Source organism: Allobosea sp. 01N443, assembly GCF_056399325.1.
Genome location: NZ_JBFTRC010000108.1, coordinates 1 through 18198 on the forward strand (window position 1 = coordinate 1; position 18198 = coordinate 18198).

An 18198-nucleotide genomic window follows, 5' to 3' on the forward strand; every position below is an offset into this window, starting at 1 on the left:
AGGACAGCCCGGTCGTTTCCCTCAGGGATGTTCACAAGAGCTTCGGCAGCCTGAAGGTGCTGGACGGCGTCGATTTCTCGGTGGCGCGCGGCGATGTGCTCGTCCTGATCGGCCGTTCCGGTTCCGGCAAGAGCACCGCACTGCGCTGCATCGACCGCTTCGAGACGATCGACAGTGGCGAGATCCATGTCTGCGGCCACCGTGTCGATGCCCCCGACATCGATCTGCGCGCGCTGCGCCAGGATGTCGGCATCGTCTTCCAGAGCTACAATCTCTTCCCCCATCTGACGATCGAGCAGAACATCGCGCTGGCGCCGGTCTCGGTGAAGCGGATGGCCAAGGCCGAGGCCCGCGAACGCGCCCAGGCGGTGCTGGCGCAGGTCGGCCTGGCGGAAAAGCTCCACGCCTATCCCGAACAGCTTTCCGGCGGCCAGCAGCAGCGCGCGGCGATCGCGCGCTCGCTCGCCATGCAACCGAAGGTGATGCTGTTCGACGAAGTGACCTCGGCGCTCGACCCCGAACTGACCGGGGAAGTGCTGAAGGTCATCGAAGCGCTCGCTGCGGACGGCATGACCATGGTGATGGTCACGCACGAGATGGGATTTGCCAGGGGCATCGCCGACAAGGTGGTGTTCATGCATGCCGGCAAGGTTCACGAGACGGGAACAGCCTCGATCCTTGCCGCCCCGGCGACACCGGAACTCGCCCAGTTCGTCGGAACGGGCTTTTAAAAAATCCAAGGCAAGGGAGATCCAGGGATGAAACGCAATGCAATCGCCACCATGCTGCTCGCGGCTGGGCTGGCAACGCTGTCCGGGCACGGCGCACGCGCCGATGTGTTCGACGACATCATGAAGGCGAAGAAGATCCGCATCGCGACGGATCTGGCGATCCCGCCGTCGGGCATGATGGACGGCACGATGAAGCCGACGGGCTCGGATGTCGAAACCGCCGAGCTTCTCGCCAAGGACTGGGGCCTGCAGCTCGAATTCGTGCAGACGACCGGCGCGACGCGCATTCCCAATGTGCAGACCAACAAGGCCGACATCATCATCTCGACGCTGTCGGTGACGCCCGAACGCGCCAAGGTGATCGACTTCTCCAAGCCCTATGCCGCCCTGCAATCGGTGGTCGGCTGCCTGAAGTCCGATCAGGTCAAGAGCTGGGACGATCTCAAGGGCAAGACGATCGGCGTCTCGCGCGGCACCACGCAGGACACCACGCTCACCAACATGAAGGAACGCGACCTCAAGCTCGCGCGCTATGACGACGATGCGACCATGGTCACGGCAGCGATCTCCGGGCAGGCCGACTGCATCGCGACCTCGGCGACGATCGTCAGCCAGATCGGCGTCAAGGCGCCGGCCCGCGCCTTCGAGCCGAAGGTCTCGATCACCAATTTCGATCTCGCCATCGGCGTGAAGAAGGGTGAGCCGAAGCTGCTCGAAAAGCTCGATGCCTGGGTTCAGGAGAACCTCAAGAACGGCAAGCTCAACGCCATCTACAAGAAGTTCCACGGCACCGAACTGCCCGAAAACATGCGGGGCTGACGTCAGACAGGCCGGCGGTGTGCACTTGCGGCCGCCGGCTCCCACTTCGAAACAAGGATACTACCCATGCGCCTCGTCATTGGCTCGGACCACGCCGGATGGTCTCTCAAGAAGCACGTCATCGACCATATCAGGACGCTCGGGCACGATGTGCTCGATGTCGGATCCTTCGATGACCAGCCGGTCGACTTCCCCGACATCGCACGCGAGGTGGCGCGCAAGGTCACGTCCGGCGAGGCCGACCGCGGCATCATGGTCTGCGGCACCGGCGTCGGCGCCTCGATCGCGGCCAACAAGATGAAGGGCATCCGCGCGGCCGTCTGCCATGACGTTCACTCGGCCCATCAGAGCGTCGAGCATGACGATGTCAACGTCATGTGCATCGGTGCCAAGATCATCGGCCCGTGGCTGGCGAGCGACCTGATCGACGCCTATCTGGCGGCAGAGTTCTCCACCGACGAGGACTTCCGCCGCCGCGTCGACAAGCTGCACGCGATGGACGCGGAAGGCTGAGCGAACCCGCCGATGATCCTGGTCTTTGGCTCCATCAACGTGGATCTGGTGGCAAGGGTCGCCACCATTGCGGGACCGGGCATGACGGTGCTCGCCCGCTCCCATGAGCAGCATTTCGGTGGCAAGGGCGCCAATCAGGCGGTGGCTGCGGCGCGCCTCTCGGCGCCCGGCACCTTGGTGATGGCGGCTTGCGTCGGTGCCGATGCCTTCGGGCGGGATTCGACCGAAAACCTCGGTCGCAACGGCGTATCGACGGAGCTGGTCCGTGTCTGCGACACCCCGACCGGCTGCGCCTTCATCTCGGTCGATGCGCAGGCGGAGAATGCGATCACCGTCGCGAGCGGCGCCAATGGCGCGTTGTCCGCGGGGGATGTGCCGGACGCCATGCTCAGGAGCGGCACCGTTCTCGTGCTGCAGATGGAAGTGCCCTTCCCGGCCTCGCTCGACGTGGCGCGCCGCACCCGCCAGGCCGGCGGCCGCGTCATCTGGAACTGCGCCCCGGTTCCTCCCGCGATGACAGGCGACGAGGCCACGGCTCTGCTGGAAGCGAGCGATATTCTCGTCGTGAACGAGCATGAGGCCAGCGACATCGCCCTGATCCTGGGCGTTGCCGCCGACGACATCGCGCAGCTCGCGACGCGCTCCGCCACGACCTGCATCGTCACGGCCGGTGCGCGAGGCGCCTTCGCCTATACGGCCGATGGACAGGTTTGCACGGCAACGACGCCAGCCATCGTGCCAGTCGACACCACGGGAGCCGGCGACACCTTCGTCGGCGCGATTGCGGTTGCCCTTCACGAAGGCTCCCCCCTCGCCGATGCCCTTCGTTTCGGCTGCAAGGCGGCCGCGCTCTCCTGCCTGTCGGCCGGCGCGCAAGGCGGAATGCCAGTCCGCGACGCGCTCCACGTGGTGCGCGCACTCTGAGCGCGCCCTCATGGCAATCGCTTACATCATTGGCTACCCAGCGGCTTCGCGGGAAGCTGCATCATCGTCGGCCGGTAGAGTTCGCCTTTCTTGATATCGTCGTCCTTTGCGGCAAACCCTTTGATAGGCCTGGCGCGCCCCGGTCCGTGTCGGAGATCTGCGGCTTCTCGAAGCGACCMAAGCGGCCCCGACTGCTTTCTGAAGTCAGGACAGCATGTAGAGGCCGATCGCTAGCGTGGCGATGGTCAGTGGCGCGCCGATCTTGAAATAGGTCCAGAAATCGATCGAGATGCCCTCCTTGGCAGCGCGCTCGGCGACGATGAGGTTGGCGACGGAGCCTAGGAGCGTGAAATTACCCGCGAGCGTCGAGGCCATCGCCACGACGAGCCAGGCGCGCTGCGGATCCTGCAACTGCTCGACGAAGGGCTTCAGCACCAGCACGGCCGGGACATTGCTGACGAGGTTGGACAGGACAGCGGTGACCCCGGTAAGCGCCGCGACATTGCCGAGGTCGAAATGCGCGGCCTGGGCCAGGACCTCCTTGGTCAGCACCGCGTGCTCCAGCCCGCGCACGACGACGAAGAGGCCTGCGAACATCAGCAGGAGCTGCCCGTCGATATCGCCATAGACTTTGCGCGGCTCGATGCGCCGCGTCAGCAGCAGCAAGGCCGCCGCGCAGATCGCGACCTTGGCGACCGGCTGGCCGAGGAAGAACAGCACGATCATTGCCAGGGAGATGAGCGCCGATTTGAGCGCCAACCAACTATGGAAATGCGCGGGGATCGAGACCGTCGGCAGCCTCTGGCGGGTGAAGTACTCGCGCGGGTTGAGGAGGAGCACGAGCAGGATCGTGACGATTAGTCCGAGTGCTGCCACCGGCGCCAACGCCGCAGTGAAGGCGCCGTAGGAGATCCCCGAGAGATTGCCGATGATCATGTTCTGGGGGTTACCGGTGATCGTCGCGGTCGAGCCTACGTTCGAGGCGAGCGCGACTGCGATGAGATAAGGCACCGGGTTGCGGTCGAGCGCGCGGGTCAGCGTGATGACGATGGGCGTCATCACCAGGCAGATCGCGTCGTTGACGAGAAACGCCGAGAGCACGCCGGTCGTCACCACGACGGCCGCGAGCAGCAGCGCCGGGTGGTACGCCTTGCCGACGGCCCAGCCGGCTACCATGCGAAAGAAACCCGATAACCGCAGATTGGCGACGACGATCATCATGCCGAGCAGGAGCGTGATGGTGTCGAGGTCGATCGCGCGATAGGCGTCCTCCAGCGAGAGCACGCCGCAGCCGACCATGAGCGCGGCCCCGACCAGCGCCGCCCCGGCCCGGTCGACGCGCAGGCCCGGCATCCGGCCGATGGCGATCGCGACATAGGTCGCGACGAAGATCGCGATCGCGAGGAACTGCGTCGCGTTGAGCCCCCAGCCCGTCATGAAGGTTACGCCGCTCTTTCGCCCGTCATCGCCGGCGCCGGAATGGCGCGGTGGTCGGTCGGCGGCTCATAGCCGCGGGTCTCCGGCATGGCAACGAGATAGAAGACGAGGCCGCAGGCGGGGAGCCTGACGAAGGCCGTTGAGTAACCGGCGTTGACGATGATCACGCCCGCCAGCGAAGCGGAGATCGAGGCGCCGACGCCCCAAGCCATTCGAAGCCCGAAGCAGACATGCCCCAAGCGGGAAATGGCTCCGGCTATCGGGCGCGTCGCCTTTCAACCTCAATAAGCGCATCCGATCGATTCCACGCCATTCCCTTGGCAGAAGGGAGCCGGGAGCTACCAAACGAGCGCAACCAGATCTGGTGGTTTTTGCGACCTGATGCCGGCCTCACGCCTCACTCGGCTGAACCTTCTGCCTCTTGCGCAGCGCCTGGAAGAGCGAGGCGCCCTTCACGGCAAGCAGCAAGGCGAAGGTCACGATCATGATGATGAAGGCTGCGGCCGCGATCGCCGGGCTGATGTTCTCGCGGAGCGAGGAGAACATCTGACGGGCGAGCGTGGTCTGGTTGGGGCCCGCGACGAAGAGCGTGATCACCACCTCGTCGAGCGAGGTCGCGAAGGCAAAGACCGCGCCGGTCAGAATGCCGGGCATGGCCAGCGGCAGCGTCACGCCGCGGAAGACCTTGACCGGCGAGGCGCCGAGACTGGCTGCGGCACGCTCCAGCGCCGGGTCGATGCTGGCCAGCGAGCTCGCAACATTGACGAGCACGAAGGGCACGCAGAGCACCGCATGCGCAATGATGACGCCGAGATAGCTCGAGGCCAGCCCCATGCGGGCGTACAGGATCTGCATGCCGACGCCGAGCACGACCGCCGGCACCACCATCGGCAGCAGGAAGACCGAGCGCAACAATCCGGAAAACGGCAGGAGCTCGCGCCTGAGCCCAAGCGCGGCAAGCGTTCCGACCACCGTCGCGACGACGGTCGCGCCCGTGCCGATGATCAGCGAATTGACGATCGCACGGGTCCAGGCCTGGCTTTCGGCCAGCGCGCCGAACCAGCGCAGCGAGGGGCCGCTGATCGGATAGACCAGGAAGACGCTGTCGGTGAAGGCGAGCGGCAGGATCGCGACGAGCGGCAGTAGCAGGAAGGCGACGGCGAGCGCGGCGAAAGCGAGCCGCACGGCGTTGAAGGCCGCAGCGCCGGGGCGAGACACGCCGCTCATGTCTGCACCAGCGGCGTGCGCGAGAGCCGGCCGTAAAGGATGTAGAGCACGGTCGTCGGCACCAGCAGGAACAGGCCGAGCGCGCCCGCCATGCCCCAGTTCGCCGTTCCCGTCGCGTAGAAGGCGATGACCGAGCTGATCATCTGGTCGCCGGCCCCGCCTGTCAAAGCCGGGGTGATGTAGTAGCCGAGCGCCACCATGAAGACGAGCAGCGAGCCCGAGAGCAGGCCCGGCATGGCGAGCGGCAGCAGGACATGGCGGAAGGCCTGCAGCGGGGCTGCGCCCAGCGCCGCGGCGGCCGGCATCAGGTTCCGCGGGATCGCGATCAGGCTGGCATAGATCGGCAGCACCATCAGCGGCAGCAGGACATGCGTCATGGCGATCAGCACGCCGGTGCGGTTGTAGATCAACGAGAGCGGCGTCTCGATCAGCCCGAGCGCGCGCAGCGTCTGGTTGATCAGCCCGTTATCCTGCAGCAGGATCAGCCAGGCCGCCGTGCGCACCAAAAGCGATGTCCAGAGCGGCAGCAGCACGGCGATGAGCAGCGCATTGCGCTTCCAGCCCGACACGCTCGCCGCCAGCATCGCGAAGGGCAAGCCGATCGCCGCGCAAAGCAGCGTGACCTGGCCGGCAATGACGAAGGTCCGCAGCATGATCGCGCGGTTGACGGCGAAATCGGCTTCGACGGGCTCGATCCGCGCCTCGTCATTGCGCTTGAGGTCGACCGCCGCCAGCAGATTGGCATCCGTATAGGCCGGCATGCTGCGCTTCAGCGCCAGCCAATAGCTCTGCTCGCTCCAACGCGGGTCGAGGGCGACGAGATCGACCACGTCCGCTTCGCCGGCCTCGCGCACGGCCCGCGCCGTGCGGGGGAGCAGCGTGCGGAAACCGGCCTGCTGGCTGTTCAGCGTGCGCACCGCATCGCCGAAGCGCTCCTGCGGCGTGTCGGTCCGCAAATCCCGGACGAGCGCCGCTTGCAAGGCAGCCGACGGCGGGCCTGCTCCATCCCAGTTCGCGATCGCGGTCGCCGTCTGTGGAAAGGCGAGGCGCACCGTGCCGCCCTGCACCGCCGTGGAGACCATCATCCAGAGCGGCCAGAGGAAGAACAGGCCGAGGAAGACGACCAGCGGCAGGACCAGGAGCAGAGCCTTGAGGCGCGCGCTCATGGCGCCACCAGCGAGCAATCGCCGGGCGCGAAGCTGGCGAAGGCCGTGCTGCCGACAGGTGGTGCCGCATCGCGCCGCCCGGCCCGTGCGACCAGACGGCTCTCCCCGAAGGCGAGATGCAGGCGGATATGATCGCCATGATAGACATGGTCCTCGACCGTCACCGGCAAGGCGTTGGCGGCAGCAGCATCCTGCACGAGATGCAGCATTTCGGGACGAACCGAGACCATCACCTCGCTGTCGGGTTCAAACGACACTGCCCTGTCGCAGGTCACGCTCCCACCGGATGCGAGCGCCACCGTCGTGGCCTCGCCCTGGCGCTGCGCGACGCGCCCCGCCAGCAGATTGGTCTCGCCGATGAATTCGGCGACGAAGCGCGTCCGCGGCCTGTCATAGAGGCCAGACGGCGTATCGAACTGCTCGATCTTGCCGCGGTTCAGCACCGCGACGCGGTCCGACATGGTCAGCGCCTCGCCCTGATCATGCGTCACGAAGATCACGGTCAGCCCGAGCTCGCGATGCAGCGCGCGGATCTCGAGCTGCATATGCTCGCGCAACTGCTTGTCGAGCGCGCTCAGCGGCTCGTCCATCAGCACGACCTTGGGCTCGTAGACCAGGGCGCGCGAGAGCGCGATGCGCTGCTGCTGGCCGCCGGAGAGCTGCGAGGGCCGGCGGTCGGCGAGATGGCTCAGGCGCACCAGATCGAGCGCGCGCTTCACCCTCGCCTCACGCTCCGCCCGGGCGACGCCGCGCATCTTGAGGGGAAAGCCGACATTCTCGGCGATCGTCATATGCGGGAAGAGCGCGTAATTCTGGAAGACGACGCCCATCTCGCGCTTGTGCGGCGGCAGATGCTCGACGCGCCGCCCGTCGACATGGATGCGCCCGCCGGACGGCGCCTCGAACCCGGCGAGCATCATCAGGAGCGTCGTCTTGCCCGAGCCCGAGGGGCCGAGAAGGCTGACGAACTCGCCCCGCGCGACATGGAAGTCGAGCGCATCAACCACCGTGACCGTGCCGAATACCTTGCTGATGGCCTCGAAATGAATGAACGGATCCAGATCTCGCAAATGATCAATCTTCCCGTGAGGATGAGGCGAAGCCGTTGCGGCCGCGGCGAGGAACCGTTCGGAGACGGCGCCAGGCCGGGCGGCGGACGGGGGCGGCCCCGGGCACGATCTGGCGTGCCCGGGGCGCGTCGCATGACGAGCGGCCAGGCGAAGGCGGCTAGTGGCCGCCCTCCCTTACCGCCCGATTTGCCGGCCTACTTGCCGACCCAGGCGTTGAAGCGCTTGGTCAGGTCCTCGATATTGTCGTTCCAGTAGTCGACATCGATCGCGATCGCATTCTCGAGATTTTGCGGCGCGGTCGGCAGATCCACGGCGAGATCGGCCGGGACGGCGGCCGCGGCAGCCTTGTTGGGCAGGCCATAGGCGATGTCCTGCGGCAGCTTGGACTGGTTCTCCGGCAGGCTGGCGAAGGCGATGAAGTCCATCGCCTGGTCCTTGTTCGGGCTGCCCTTCAGGATCACCCAGCTGTCGACGGCGTAGATGGAGCCCGGCCAGACGGTCTTGAACTTGGTACCCTCGGTCTTGTTGATGCCGCTGATGCGGCCGTTATAGGCAGAGGTCATCACGACCTGGCCGGATTTCAGCAGCTGCAGCGGCTGCGCGCCCGATTCCCACCAGACGATATCGGACTTGATCTCGTCGAGCTTCTTGAAGGCGCGGTCGACGCCGCCCTTCTCGCGTAGCGTTTTATAGACGTCCTTCGGCGCGACGCCATCGGCCATCAGCGCGAATTCGAGCGCATATTTCGGGCCCCGGCGCAGGGCGCGCTTGCCCGGAAAGGTCTTGGTGTCCCAGAAATCCTTCCAGGAGGTCGGCGCCGTCTTCAGCTTCTCGGAATCGTAGGAGAGCAACGTCGACCAGACGATGGCACCGACGCCGCAATCGCTCACCGCACTCGGCAGGAACTTGTCTTTGCCGCCGAGCTTGCTCCAGTCGAGCTTCTCGTAAAGGCCGTCGGCGCAACCGATGGCGAGTTCATCGGCCTCGACCTGCACGGCGTCCCAGTTCGGCGTACCGGCCTTCACCTTGGCCTGGACGACGCCGACGCCGCCGTCCCAGGATTCGTCGAGGACCGGCTTGCCGGTCTTTTCCGCGAAGGGCTTGAAGTAGATCTTGCGCTGCGCGTCCTGGTAGTTGCCGCCCCAGGATACGACGGTGAGATCGCGGGCCGACGCCGCGCCGAGGCCGGCGATGACAAGCCCCGCCGCGAGCGCGGTGCTGCCGAGTATGGACTTCAGAAACGTCATGGATCTTCTCCCTGCTTCTGCTGCAGCGATCCCCCCGCCCCTCGCGGTTGGGATCGTCGTTGCCCCTATTGGAGCCCCCTTTATCGCGGTGCGATAGAGGGGTTTCCGGAAAAACTTCGCGTCGATCAGGCTCCGATCTCTCGCAGCAGCTGTGCCGGCGCGAGCCGCAGCGCCGCCGCCCGCCGGTGGCCTTCCAGGCCTTCGCTGGCACTCTGGCGCATGGCCGGTGGGGCGACTGCCGCCACGCCGCGCTCGTCGAGCCATTGATGCGTGCAGGTCTTGAGATAGGAGCCGACCCAGAGGCCGCCGGTATACCGCCCGGCCGCCATGGTCGGCAGCGTGTGGTTCGTGCCGCAGCACTTGTCGGAATAGACCACGCTGGCTGCGACCCCGATGAAGATCGAGCCGTAATTGCGCAGCTTCGCCGCTGTGGCATGCGCGTCGCGGGTATGCACCTCCAGATGCTCCGCAGCGATATGGTCGGAATAGGCCAACATGGCGGTCTCGTCGGCGCAGACGACGATCTCGCCATAGTCGCGCCAGGCGGCGGCGGCGACCGGCGCGGTCGAAAGATTGCCGAGCTGCCGCTCGATCTCGACGAGCACCTTATCCGCCAGGGCGCGGTCCGTGGTGATCAGGCCGACGCGGGTGCGCACGTCATGCTCGGCTTGCGCCAAGAGGTCGACCGCGATCGTCACGGCATCGCCGGTCTCGTCGGCGACGACGAAGATCTCGCTGGGACCGGCGAGCTGGTCGATACCGACCAGCCCAAAAACCTGGCGCTTGGCCTCATTCACATAGGCATTGCCCGGGCCGACGATCTTGTCGACTGCCGGAATGCTCTCCGTGCCGAAGGCCATCGCGGCAATCGCCTGCGCGCCGCCGATGCGAAAGATCCGGTCGGCGCCGGAGAGATGGCAGCCGGCGATCATCGCCGGATGGGCGCCGGGCGGCAGGCAGGCGATGACCTCGTCACAGCCCGCGACCTTGGCCGGCACGATCGTCATGATCGGCGCCGAGAGCAGCGGATAGCGCCCGCCCGGGACATAGGCGCCGACGCGGGCGATCGGGATGATGCGGTGGCCGAGATGCAGGCCCGGCAGCGGCTCGATCTCGAGGGGCAGCAGGGTCTGGCGCTGGGCTTCGGCGAAGGCCCGCACGCGCTCGATCGCGAACTCGGTGTCGGCCCGGGTCCGCGTCTCCAATCCGTCCAGCGCGGCGGCACGCTCCGAGGGCGAGACTTCGAAGGCGTCGATCTCGAGCTTGTCGAACTCGCGGGAATAGTGCCGCAGGGCCGCGTCGCCGTCCCGTCGCACCGCCTCCAGAACCGCCTTCACGGTGGCCTCGACCGGGGTGTTGTCGCTCCAGGCGCTGCGCTGGGGCGCCTTGATGCGCGTGATCCGGGCTTCCAGGGCGAGATCGGATTTGGACATGCAGGCTGCTTCCGGTGAGCGGGATCGAGCTGGCCAAGCTTCTGCGCCACGCAGCGACAAGGCAAGGAGGCCAGCAGGGGCGTTGAAGATATTCACCAGCTGGGCTCAGATGCGGCGCTCAGCTGAAGGAGGCCTTCCATGAAGATCGGCGACCGTTTGAGGGAGCTACGGCTCCGCCGTCAGCTCAGCGTCCGCGCCGTCRCCTTGCGTTCAGGGATTTCCCACTCGTCGATTTCGCTGATCGAGCGGGACCTGATCAGCCCTTCGCTCGACACGCTGCATGCCGTGCTCGACGCGCTCGGCACGACCATGTCGGGCTTCTTTCTGGATTTTCATGCGGCCTCGCCGCCAAATCCTTTCTGCCGGGCGGCTGAAATGACGGAAATCGGCCGGGCCGACGCGATCTCCTACCGCGTCATCGGAACGGGCTTTCCCAACCGCTCGATGCTGATGCTGCACGAGACCTACGCCCCCGGCGCCGACACGGGCGAGGCCTTCTCCCATTCGGCCCAGGAAGGCGGCCTCGTCATCCGCGGCGCGGTCGAGGTCACCGTCGCGGGCCGGTCATCGGTCCTGCAGCCTGGCGATGGTTATTATTTCGACAGCCGGGAGCCGCACCGGTTCCGGAATGCCTCGGCGGAACCGAGCGAGATCATCAGCGCCATCACGCCCCCGACCTATTGATCCCTGGACGCTGCGGCTAGATACCCGGGCATGGTTCCGAGGCAGGCGCTCTTCATTGAGAGGGCCTGCTTCCGTTCTCACCCCTGGATCATCGGACCGGATATCGTATCCAGTCCGATGATCTAACCCTTTGTCTTTGCATCGGCTTTGCCCCGAAAACCGCAATCCACTTTTCGGGCCGATGCTTTAGCTGCCCATCCGTCCGTCTGTTCCCGACACTCCGGCGTTTGCGCAGAGGCGAAAGCCCAGATCGTCTATCCGGAAGGTGGGATGGCTTCGACGGCGATTGGTTGCCAGGCAACCTCTTTCGCCGTCTGCCCAACCGCCGCCACGGAAGTTGCGGTAGGCGCCGTAGACCTGTGGGTCGTACTGGTCGGAGCACCACTCCCATACGTTGCCGAGCATATCGTAAAGACCCCAGGCATTGGATTGCTTGCCGCCAACAGGCTGGGGCCGCTCGCCCGAGTTATCGGCGAACCAGGCGATATCGCCGAGGTCGCCATAGCGAGGCCCGCGCGTTCCCGCACGGCAGGCGTGTTCCCACTCTGCCTCGGTGGGAAGGCGATATCCGTCGGCATCGGCGAGGAGATCCGCTCCTTGCGCGTCGTCGTGGATGACATAAGCCGCAGTGAGGCCCCGTTTTCCGGACAGTTGATTGCAGAACGCAACCGCGTCGAGCCAGGAGACGCTTTCTACAGGGCATCTGGCGTCCACATGGGACGAAGGCCAACTCCCCGTGACCTCGGCGTAGAGTGCCTGCGTCACCGGGGCGGCTCCAATCCTGTAGGATTCCAGCGCGACATCGCAGCGCCGCTGGATGCGGTCGTCCCTCAGCGCCACGATGCCGGCCGGGATCGTGAGCATCCGAAGGCTTAGCGTTTCCTGAAACTCGTCCACGATCTCTCGTCAGCAATTGCGGTACGCGRCAATCTGCTTGATGATCCGATCTTCCGCAAACCACCTCGAGCCTGTGTCCGCATCGGCTTTCCCCATATCCGCAATCCGCTTTTCAGGCAGATGCCCTAACCCTCCTGCCAACCCCATGAAATCGGCGAGTGTCGGCAGCCCCTTCCACGCAGATGACGAATGCGAGCCGGAGCCCGATCAGCCGGTCGGTTGCTGGGCGGTGTTCACGACCCGTTGAGCCTCAAAGGCATGGCGATAGGCGGGCCGCGCTTCGCTGTTGGCCAGGTGGGCAGCGAGCCCGGCTATCCCTCCAGCAAGGCATTGTTCTGCCGGGCGCCGCCCCAGCCATACTCGGAATAGGAGACGGCCTGGCTGACGTTCAAAAGGGCCTGCCGGACATAGGGAATGGTCTCGGGCGGCAATGATCCGAACGGCCACCAGCCGAGATCAGCGTGCTTTTCGGTTTCCATCAGCCTGGGCGTGCCGTCCCATCGCGCTGCGGTGAAGACGTGACCGACCCAGTCCCGGCCCTCCGTCAGGCTGTGAAATGTATGGACGTGGACGAGATCAGCAGGCGCGATGCGCACGCCGACCTCTTCCAGGGCTTCTCGGATCGCCGCTTGGGCGATCGTCTCGCCGGCCTCAAGCCCTCCAGCGGGAAGACTGAAGGCACCGTCCATCCATCCTGTCGCCGTCCTCCGCAGCAAGAGGACCTCGTCGCCCCTGCATAAGGCGACGAAGACGGAGGCTGAGAGGGTGTGACGATCGCGAGCGGACATGGCCAAGGCTACCTGACGGGGTGGACGGTCGCGGCACTCTGAGGATGCCGAGCGACAGCAGATGTCAGCGGCCCGTCATCGCGCCGCTTCGGAGGCCGCCTTCAGCTCGCGCAGCAATGTGGCGACGAGTTCGGCCGCCGGCATGGCGCGGGCGAGCGGAGCGCCCTGCCCGGCCCATTGGGCGCCGAAGCCGTGCTCGCCCTTGGCCTTTGCGGCGGCATGGAGAGCCTTTCCGGCGTCATAGGCGATCGGGTAATCCGGCGGCAGCCGGGCTGCCACGCTTTCATGGAGGTCCGTGAAGCGATTGGCGAGGCAGCGCGCCGGCCGACCGGAGATCAGCGCTGTCAGCCGGGTGTGATAGGCGCCGGGGCCCGCGAGCGCCGCGCGATAGGCATCATCGGCAGCCGATTCCGGACAGGCGATGAAAGCCGTGCCGAGCTGAGCGGCGACAGCACCGAGGTCGAGTGCGGCAGCAATGCCGGCCCCATCCATGATGCCGCCGGCGGCGATGACCGGCAGCGTGCTGTTCGCCACCAGGAGGCGTGTCAGGGCGACGGTTCCCAGGGCCTCATCGGGAGCCGCCGGATCGAACACGCCGCGATGCCCGCCGGCCTCGATGCCCTGTGCCACGATCGCGTCGATCCCGGCGGTCTCGATCTGCCTTGCCTCTTCGAGGTTGGTCGCCGTGGCGAAGAGTGTGGTGCCCGCCCCCTTCAAGCGCTGAATGGCTTGCGGCGACGGCAGGCCGAAATGGAAACTGACGACCGGCGGCCTCGCCTCGACGAGCATCGAAAGCATGTCGGCATCATCGGCAAAGCTCTTGTAGATCGTGCGCAGTGCCGCCGGAGGCGCGGCGCCAAACTCCGAAAAGAGCGGCGACAGCCAGTGCAGCCACGCCGCCTCGCGCTCCGGATCCGGCTTTGCCGGGCCGTGCACGAAGACATTGACGTTGAACGCGCGCTCGGTCCGCGCCCTCAGATCCGCGATCATCGCGCGGGCGCCTGCGGCATCCGTCGCGCCAACACCGATCGAGCCGAGCCCGCCCGCATTGGACACGGCGGCAGCAAGGGCGGGGGTCGAAACACCCGCCATCGGCGCCTGCACGATCGGCACCTCAACGCCCAGCTTGCTCAACATCCCGGCCTCCCGCGCTCCGCACCATCGTTGACTTTAATTCTCAAAAAGAGAATACACATCCAAATTGATTTCTCAATGGAGAATTGAAATGGATTTCGCCGCGCTCGCGGTCTTCCGGACCGTCGCCAGGGAGCAGAGCATCACCCGCGCCGCGGAGCTGCTTGGGCGTGTGCCTTCGAATGTCACGACCCGCATCCAGCAGATCGAGGAGGCGGTCGGCGTGCCGCTGTTCCTGCGCGAGCGGAAGGGCATGACGCTGACCGCGGCAGGACGGACCTATCTCGACTATGCCGACCGGATCCTGAACCTCGCGGACGAGGCCATTCAGGTCGTCAATCCGGCGGGGCCGGCCGGCGTGCTGCGCATCGGCTCGATGGAATGCACCGTCGCAAGCCGGCTGCCCGTGCCGCTGGCCCGCTTCAACCAACGCTGGCCCGAGGTCACGCTCGATCTGTCGACGGCGCCGACCCGGCAGTTGATCGACTCTCTCCTCGCCCATCGCATCGATGCCGCACTGATCGCTGTCCCATCGGGCGAGTGGTGGCTAGGCCCGCAGGATCTCGACACGCTGCCGGTCTTCCGCGAGGACCTCGTGCTCGTGCTTCCGCCGGGGCATCCCGAGGTACGGCACGCAGCAGACCTCAAGCCCAAGGCGCTCGCCGCCTTTGCGCCGGGCTGCACCTACCGCATGCTCGCCGAGGAATGGCTGACCGGCTTCGGCACGGTGAAGGGGCGTTTCTCCATCCATGAGGTCCGCTCCTATCACGCCATGTTCGCCTGCACGGCCGCGGGCTCCTGCTTCAGCATCATGCCCCGCTCCGTGCTCGATCTTCTGCGTCACACAGGCGCCGTCGAGGAGAAGGCGTTGATGCGGGTCGATACCTATCTTGCCTGCCGGCCGGGATTTTCGACGCCCGCCTTCACCGCATTCCGCGACCTGCTTGCCGGTTTCTCCGACATCGAGGTTGGGGCCATCGAGGTTCGGGCCAATGCCGAGAACCCATGAACGAGAGGCCACGATCGCGGCCGCGCTCGTGCTCGTCATCGGCATGGGCTTTGGCCGGTTCGCCTTCACCGGCCTCTATCCGCTGATGATTTCCGATCACACCATCTCCGTGCAGGCCGGATCCTATGCAGCCGCAGCCAATTATGCCGGATATCTGGCCGGCGCATTGCTGAGCGCGGTCCTGACCGGCATCCCGAGCCGGAGGCTTTGCGCTCTCGCCGTCGTTTCAACCGTCGCCCTGCTCGGCGCGCTCGCCCTGCCATTGCCGGAACGGGCGATCGTCACCGTGCGCGGCCTTGCCGGCATCTCGAGCGCGTTTGCCATGGTGGCCGCCTCGCATTGGCTGATTCACGATCGCAAGCACCATCAGGGAGCGCCCGCCCTCTTCGCCGGCGTCGGCATCGGCATCGTGGTGTCGGCGGAGCTGATCGCCCTTGCGCATCTCAACGCATTGTCGAGCCGGGCGATCTGGCTCACCCTTGCCGTGGCGGCAGCGGCTCTCGCAGCTGCTGCCCTGAACCTGCAGCGGCGCAGCGACCGGGCACCGGCGGTGGCGCCCCAACCGCTGTCGGCGCATGGGCAAGCCCATAGTGCGCAGTTGCTCGCTCCCCTGCGGCTGATCGTGATCTATGGGCTGGCCGGATTCGGCTACATCGTCACCGCGACCTATCTCCCCCTTCTGGTCGGACAGGTGCTCACGGCCACCGATCCCGTGCATATCTGGGCGGTCTTCGGACTTGGCGCCGTGCCGTCCTGCTTCTTCTGGCATGCCATGCACGAGCGCTTCGGCACACGTCGGAGCCTGGCGAGCAATCTGGTCGTTCAAGCGATCGGCGTCGCACTGCCTGTGCTGCACACGCCCGCAGCCTACGTGCTGAGCGCATTGCTCGTCGGCGGCACCTTCATGGGCACGGCGACGATCGCCATGCCGGCCGCGCGCAAGGTGGCGGCGGCGGTCCGTTTCAACATGCTGGCGCTGATGACCGCCTCCTTCGGCATCGGGCAGATCGTCGGCCCRCTCATGGCCAATGCGATCTATGCCCGTACCCAGGCGTTCGACATCTCCCTGAGCATCGCCGCCGCATCGCTGGTTGCCGGCGCCGTTCTGTGCGTGGATCTCCCCGGCAATAGGGCGCAATCGCATCCAGTCTGACTGCGCCGCCGGGGCGATCATCTCTCGGATCGCGTCACGGTCCCGACCCGGCTCCTGCGATCCCCGAAGGATCGAGAACAGGCATTCTTGCCGCTGCGTGACAAGCTGCATAACATGGTGATGCCGGCGATGTCGTTCTGCTGGATTGTCATGAGGCGCGGCGCATCCTCGATGGAGCACTCATCGGCAAGAAGACACGGCAAGAATACGAGAAGCGATACGCACGCATCGCAAGCCCCGGCCGCCAGAAACGACGTTCTTCGATCCATCCGACCGGCTTAGTGTGCGCCATGACCAAAGGGCGGAACGCGACTATGCAAGCTTTATTGATCGCATTTCTCTGCGTGGCGACATCGGCGGCAAGCCTGGCGGCGGACACCCTGGCACGGGCCCGCGAGACCGGGACATTGCGGCTTGGCTTCCGGGTCGATGCGCCCCCGTATTCCTATCGGACGACCAGCGGCGAACCCTCCGGCTATATCGTCGATCTCTGCCGCGAAGTCGCCGCCGGCGTGAAGAAGGCGCAGGGTCTGCCGGCGCTCAAGATCGACTATGTCGAGGTCTCGTCCACGGCTCGCCTGGAGGCGTTGCGCGACGGCAAGATCGATATTCTCTGCGATCCGACATCGATGACCATGTCGCGCCGCGCCATGGTCGATTTCTCGCTCCCGACCTTCATCGATGGCGCCGGCGTCCTGCATCGGACCAATGAACTGACGCGGCTCGAGGACCTGCGCGGCAAGAAGATCGGCGTGCTCCGGGGCACGACGACCGAGGAGGTTCTGAAGACGACTTTGACGCAACTCGGGATCGAAGCCGAGATCGTTCCGATGCTGGCTCATCCCGACGGGGTCCGCAGCCTGGCGGCGGGAAAGATCGACGCCTATTTCGCCGATCGCGGGATCCTGAGCTATCACCTGCTCAACAGCGAGAACCGCTCCGGCATGAAGCTCTCCGACCAGTATTTCACCTTCGAGACCTATGCGCTGGCTCTGCCGCGCGGCGATGAAAAGCTGCGCCTGCTTGTCGATGCCACGCTGGCGGAGCTCTATCGCACCGATCGCGTGAAGCAGATCTATGCCCGCAGTTTTGGAAGCTTCCCGCCGGATCAGTTCATCCGTGCCCTCTTCGTCATCAATGGCGTGCCGAAATGAGGGGATTGGGTGCCTGACCTGACAGGTCTCGAGGCTCCGACAAAAGTATTCGCCGGCGGAGACCGATCGCGAAGGAGGCCAGCTCCATGCAGGACTACACGCTCTATTACTGGTCGGTCCCGTTTCGCGGTCAGTTCGTGCGGGCGGTGCTGGCATGGGCCGGCAAGACCTGGCGCGAAGCCGGCGACGGCGAGATCGCAAAGCTCATGGACGAGCCGGTCGAGCTCGTGCCGGTCCCGTTCATGGGGCCGCCGCTGCTGATCGACAACGCGGACGGCTTCGCCATCGCGCAGATGCCCGCCATCATTCTCTATCTCGGCGAGACGCTCGGCCTCATGCCGGCCACGCCGCCCTTGCGGGCGTTGACCATGAAGATCGTCAACGACGCCAATGACGTCATCGACGAAATCACGCTGCAAGGCGGCCAGTCGATGTGGACGCAAGAGCGCTGGCGCGAATTCGTGCCKCGCCTCGAGAAGTGGATGTCGTTCTGGGAAGAGACCGGGCGTCGGCACGGGCTGACGGCAGAGGCTGGTTTTCTCCTCGGCGGCAAGGCGCCGGGCATCGCCGATGTCGTGACCGCAACCTTGTGGACGACGATGGCCGATCGCTTCCCGGTCCTCGCATCGATCCTCGAGGAGACCGCGCCGCTCACGAGCGGGCTCGCGCGCCGCGTCTCCGCCCTGCCCCCCTTGGCCGCATTGGCCGAGAAGGCCCGCAGGGACTATGGCGACGAAACCTATTGCGGCGGTCAGATCGGAATGGCTCTGCGCAAGGTCGCTGGCGAAACCGCGCATCGCTGAAGATGGCGG

Annotated in this window: 19 protein-coding genes; 9 read left to right on the forward strand and 10 right to left on the reverse strand. The window is 65.9% G+C overall.

Going from position 1 to position 18198, the window contains the following annotated elements; genetic code table 11:
- From AC1DRP_RS22990 to AC1DRP_RS23005, 4 genes are all read left to right on the forward strand, one after another.
- The coding region (locus AC1DRP_RS22990; RefSeq protein ID WP_476769657.1) for an amino acid ABC transporter ATP-binding protein at positions 1-731 on the forward strand (731 nt) is incomplete at its 5' end.
- 51 nt (positions 732-782) lie between these two features.
- Positions 783-1550, forward strand: coding sequence for a transporter substrate-binding domain-containing protein (locus AC1DRP_RS22995; protein ID WP_441506807.1), 768 nt, complete (start codon positions 783-785; stop codon positions 1548-1550).
- 66 nt (positions 1551-1616) lie between these two features.
- Positions 1617-2063: a ribose 5-phosphate isomerase B gene (rpiB, locus tag AC1DRP_RS23000; RefSeq protein ID WP_441506782.1), complete on the forward strand. Its 447-nt coding sequence runs from the start codon at positions 1617-1619 to the stop codon at positions 2061-2063.
- Between the two features lie 12 nt (positions 2064-2075).
- Positions 2076-2987, forward strand: coding sequence for a ribokinase (locus tag AC1DRP_RS23005; protein ID WP_441506781.1), 912 nt, complete (start codon positions 2076-2078; stop codon positions 2985-2987).
- A 204-nt stretch (positions 2988-3191) separates the two neighbouring features.
- On the opposite strand, the gene AC1DRP_RS23010 is transcribed toward AC1DRP_RS23005, so the two are convergent.
- The 7 genes from AC1DRP_RS23010 to hisD form a co-directional block, all read right to left on the reverse strand.
- Complete coding sequence (locus AC1DRP_RS23010) at positions 3192-4424, reverse strand: anion transporter (protein ID WP_441506780.1); 1233 nt, start codon at positions 4422-4424, stop codon at positions 3192-3194.
- A 5-nt stretch (positions 4425-4429) separates the two neighbouring features.
- Positions 4430-4636: a hypothetical protein gene (locus AC1DRP_RS23015; protein WP_441491223.1), complete on the reverse strand. Its 207-nt coding sequence runs from the start codon at positions 4634-4636 to the stop codon at positions 4430-4432.
- A gap of 178 nt (positions 4637-4814) precedes the next feature.
- Complete coding sequence (locus AC1DRP_RS23020; RefSeq protein ID WP_441506779.1) at positions 4815-5651, reverse strand: ABC transporter permease; 837 nt, start codon at positions 5649-5651, stop codon at positions 4815-4817.
- Positions 5648-6817, reverse strand: a complete 1170-nt coding sequence (locus AC1DRP_RS23025) for an ABC transporter permease (RefSeq protein ID WP_441506778.1) — start codon at positions 6815-6817, stop codon at positions 5648-5650. Before AC1DRP_RS23025 ends, AC1DRP_RS23020 begins: the two co-directional genes overlap by 4 nt.
- Positions 6814-7878 carry an ABC transporter ATP-binding protein gene (locus tag AC1DRP_RS23030; RefSeq protein ID WP_441506806.1) on the reverse strand — a complete coding sequence of 355 codons (1065 nt, stop codon included), beginning with the start codon at positions 7876-7878 and terminating at the stop codon, positions 6814-6816. Before AC1DRP_RS23030 ends, AC1DRP_RS23025 begins: the two co-directional genes overlap by 4 nt.
- A gap of 203 nt (positions 7879-8081) precedes the next feature.
- Complete coding sequence (locus AC1DRP_RS23035; protein WP_441506777.1) at positions 8082-9134, reverse strand: ABC transporter substrate-binding protein; 1053 nt, start codon at positions 9132-9134, stop codon at positions 8082-8084.
- Between the two features lie 125 nt (positions 9135-9259).
- Positions 9260-10567 (reverse strand): histidinol dehydrogenase, encoded by a 1308-nt coding sequence (gene hisD / locus AC1DRP_RS23040; RefSeq protein ID WP_441506776.1) that lies wholly within the window; start codon positions 10565-10567, stop codon positions 9260-9262.
- A 138-nt stretch (positions 10568-10705) separates the two neighbouring features.
- Here hisD and AC1DRP_RS23045 point away from each other — a divergent pair, with 138 nt between their 5' ends.
- Positions 10706-11251, forward strand: coding sequence for a cupin domain-containing protein (locus AC1DRP_RS23045; RefSeq protein ID WP_476769658.1), 546 nt, complete (start codon positions 10706-10708; stop codon positions 11249-11251).
- Positions 11252-11437: 186 nt separating this feature from the next.
- On the opposite strand, the gene AC1DRP_RS23050 is transcribed toward AC1DRP_RS23045, so the two are convergent.
- The 3 genes from AC1DRP_RS23050 to AC1DRP_RS23060 form a co-directional block, all read right to left on the reverse strand.
- Positions 11438-12148: a formylglycine-generating enzyme family protein gene (locus AC1DRP_RS23050; protein WP_476769659.1), complete on the reverse strand. Its 711-nt coding sequence runs from the start codon at positions 12146-12148 to the stop codon at positions 11438-11440.
- Positions 12149-12459: 311 nt separating this feature from the next.
- On the reverse strand, positions 12460-12936 hold the full coding sequence (locus tag AC1DRP_RS23055) for an NUDIX hydrolase (protein ID WP_441506773.1): 477 nt from the start codon (positions 12934-12936) through the stop codon (positions 12460-12462).
- Between the two features lie 75 nt (positions 12937-13011).
- Positions 13012-14073 (reverse strand): NAD(P)H-dependent flavin oxidoreductase, encoded by a 1062-nt coding sequence (locus AC1DRP_RS23060; RefSeq protein ID WP_476769660.1) that lies wholly within the window; start codon positions 14071-14073, stop codon positions 13012-13014.
- Between the two features lie 88 nt (positions 14074-14161).
- Between AC1DRP_RS23060 and AC1DRP_RS23065 the strand changes: the two genes are divergently transcribed.
- The 4 genes from AC1DRP_RS23065 (at position 14162) to AC1DRP_RS23080 (ending at position 18189) form a co-directional block, all read left to right on the forward strand.
- Positions 14162-15079, forward strand: a complete 918-nt coding sequence (locus AC1DRP_RS23065; protein WP_441506771.1) for a LysR family transcriptional regulator — start codon at positions 14162-14164, stop codon at positions 15077-15079.
- Positions 15063-16232 carry a YbfB/YjiJ family MFS transporter gene (locus AC1DRP_RS23070; RefSeq protein WP_441506770.1) on the forward strand — a complete coding sequence of 390 codons (1170 nt, stop codon included), beginning with the start codon at positions 15063-15065 and terminating at the stop codon, positions 16230-16232. The genes AC1DRP_RS23065 and AC1DRP_RS23070 overlap by 17 nt, the downstream gene beginning before the upstream one ends.
- A gap of 314 nt (positions 16233-16546) precedes the next feature.
- Positions 16547-17386: an amino acid ABC transporter substrate-binding protein gene (locus AC1DRP_RS23075; RefSeq protein ID WP_441491212.1), complete on the forward strand. Its 840-nt coding sequence runs from the start codon at positions 16547-16549 to the stop codon at positions 17384-17386.
- Between the two features lie 86 nt (positions 17387-17472).
- Positions 17473-18189 carry a glutathione S-transferase gene (locus AC1DRP_RS23080; protein ID WP_441506769.1) on the forward strand — a complete coding sequence of 239 codons (717 nt, stop codon included), beginning with the start codon at positions 17473-17475 and terminating at the stop codon, positions 18187-18189.
- Positions 18190-18198 lie beyond the last annotated feature (9 nt).

What these genes read in the sequence shown, in the direction of transcription:
- AC1DRP_RS22995 (WP_441506807.1), top strand. Translation starts at nt 783, where the DNA reads ATGCTGCTCGCGGCTGGGCTGGCAACGCTGTCCGGGCACGGCGCACGC.
- rpiB (WP_441506782.1), top strand. Translation starts at nt 1,617, where the DNA reads ATGCGCCTCGTCATTGGCTCGGACCACGCCGGATGGTCTCTCAAGAAG.
- AC1DRP_RS23005 (WP_441506781.1), top strand. Translation starts at nt 2,076, where the DNA reads ATGATCCTGGTCTTTGGCTCCATCAACGTGGATCTGGTGGCAAGGGTC.
- AC1DRP_RS23010 (WP_441506780.1), bottom strand. Translation starts at nt 4,424, where the DNA reads ATGACGGGCTGGGGGCTCAACGCGACGCAGTTCCTCGCGATCGCGATC.
- AC1DRP_RS23015 (WP_441491223.1), bottom strand. Translation starts at nt 4,636, where the DNA reads ATGGCTTGGGGCGTCGGCGCCTCGATCTCCGCTTCGCTGGCGGGCGTG.
- AC1DRP_RS23020 (WP_441506779.1), bottom strand. Translation starts at nt 5,651, where the DNA reads ATGAGCGGCGTGTCTCGCCCCGGCGCTGCGGCCTTCAACGCCGTGCGG.
- AC1DRP_RS23025 (WP_441506778.1), bottom strand. Translation starts at nt 6,817, where the DNA reads ATGAGCGCGCGCCTCAAGGCTCTGCTCCTGGTCCTGCCGCTGGTCGTC.
- AC1DRP_RS23035 (WP_441506777.1), bottom strand. Translation starts at nt 9,134, where the DNA reads ATGACGTTTCTGAAGTCCATACTCGGCAGCACCGCGCTCGCGGCGGGG.
- hisD (WP_441506776.1), bottom strand. Translation starts at nt 10,567, where the DNA reads ATGTCCAAATCCGATCTCGCCCTGGAAGCCCGGATCACGCGCATCAAG.
- AC1DRP_RS23055 (WP_441506773.1), bottom strand. Translation starts at nt 12,936, where the DNA reads ATGTCCGCTCGCGATCGTCACACCCTCTCAGCCTCCGTCTTCGTCGCC.
- AC1DRP_RS23060 (WP_476769660.1), bottom strand. Translation starts at nt 14,073, where the DNA reads ATGTTGAGCAAGCTGGGCGTTGAGGTGCCGATCGTGCAGGCGCCGATG.
- AC1DRP_RS23065 (WP_441506771.1), top strand. Translation starts at nt 14,162, where the DNA reads ATGGATTTCGCCGCGCTCGCGGTCTTCCGGACCGTCGCCAGGGAGCAG.
- AC1DRP_RS23075 (WP_441491212.1), top strand. Translation starts at nt 16,547, where the DNA reads ATGCAAGCTTTATTGATCGCATTTCTCTGCGTGGCGACATCGGCGGCA.